Genomic DNA, 1,691 nt, shown 5'->3' with positions numbered 1-1,691 from the left:
GAGCACATTGATCTTCTTGCCTTCGGCCTTGAGGAAGGCTTCCATGACTTCCTTGCCCTTGGCCCGGGTGAAGTCGCCGGTCTGCGAACGGATGATCTTGAACTTCGGGTCGGCCTTGATGATTTCTTCAAATCCCTTTTTGCGGTCGATGGCCGGTGCGGAGCCCACGGTTCCCTGCAGCTCGACGATGTTGACCTGGCCGCTGGTGCCTTTCATGTTTTCGACCAGCCAGCGGCCCGCCTTGCGGCCTTCCTCCACAAAGTCGGAACCCATGAACGAAACATACAAAGAGGTGTCCTTGACGTTGACGGAGCGGTCGGTCAGGACCACCGGAATCTTGGCGGCCTTTGCCTCGCGCAGCACGGTTTCCCAGCCCGACTCCACCACGGGCGAGAACGCGATCACGTCCACTTTTTGCGCAATGAAGGAACGGATCGCCTTGATCTGGTTCTCCTGTTTTTGCTGCGCATCGGAGAATTTGAGCTCGATGCCGGCGTCCTTGGCGGCCGATTTGATGGATTCGGTGTTAGCGGTGCGCCACTCGCTCTCCGCGCCCACCTGGCTKAATCCCAGCACGATGGGTTTTTGCGCCCAGGCCGAAGCCGGCAGCAAGCCGGCAAGAGGGGCGCACGCGAGCGCGGCGGCGAGGGTACGGCGATTGATCTTCATGTTGTCTCCTTTGGTTGAAATTGAACTGACAGCTCTCCCGTGATCTTCATACGGCTCAGGCCAGCACGTAGCCGGTCTTGACGGTGGTGTAAAACTCCGCGGCGTAACGGCCTTGCTCGCGCGGGCCGTAGCTGGATCCCTTGCGCCCGCCGAAGGGCACGYGAAAGTCGACACCCGCCGTGGGCAGGTTCACCATGGTCATGCCGACCTCGGCGTGGCGCTTGAAATGCATGGCGTGCTTGAGGGAGGTAGTGCAGATGCCCGCGCACAGGCCGAAAGGCGTGTCGTTGGCCAGGGCCAACGCGTGGTCAAAGTCATCGGCCTGCAGCACGCATGCCACGGGGCCGAAAATCTCTTCACGCGCAATGCGGTGCTCCGGCCGGGCCAGGAAAAGCGCCGGGTTCATGTAATGCCCCGGTGTCGGGCGTTCCAGCAGTTCGCCGCCCCAGACATGCTCGGCGCCCTCGTTGCGCCCTATCTCAAGATACGACTGGTTCAGCTCAAGCTGGCCCTGGTCAACCACGGGGCCCATTTCTATGCCTTGTTCCAGCGCGTGGCCCACCTTGAGCGCGGCGATGCGGTGGCGCAGCCGGGCAACGAAGGCGTCGTGCACGGGCGCCTCCACGATGAGGCGGCTGGACGCGGTGCAACGCTGGCCCGTCGAAAAATACGAACCCTGCACCGCGCAGTCGACGGCCCGGTCAAGATCGGCATCGGCCAGCACCACCAGCGGATTTTTGCCGCCCATTTCAAGTTGCACCTTGGCGCGGCGCGCGGCGGCGGACTGGAGAATGCGTTCGCCGGTCGACACCGAGCCTGTGAAGCTCAGCGCATGGACCAGGGGATGGTCGACCAGCGTTTGCCCGACTTCCCGGCCGCTGCCCATGACCAGGTTGAACACGCCCGCGGGCAAGCCGCAGCGGCTGATGATCTCGGCCAGCGCCCATCCGCAGGTGGCGACCAGCTCGGCCGGCTTGAAGACCACCGTGTTGCCATAGGCCAAAGCGGGGGCGATCTTCCAG

The 1,691-nt window shown here is 63.2% G+C and carries 2 protein-coding genes; both read right to left on the bottom strand.

Translation table 11 applies throughout. From position 1 onward, the window contains the following. A partial coding sequence (locus AC1D0P_RS25435) for an ABC transporter substrate-binding protein (RefSeq protein ID WP_477679271.1) occupies nt 1-669 on the bottom strand: 669 nt, incomplete at its 3' end. Nucleotides 670-724: 55 nt separating this feature from the next. Further along, on the bottom strand, nt 725-1,691 hold a 967-nt coding region (locus AC1D0P_RS25430; protein ID WP_477679270.1), incomplete at its 5' end, for an aldehyde dehydrogenase family protein.

The organism is Polaromonas sp. P1_G2 (genome assembly GCF_056405515.1).
The sequence above is the reverse complement of the archived record's forward strand: the minus strand, read 5'-3'. Positions and strand labels throughout refer to the sequence as shown.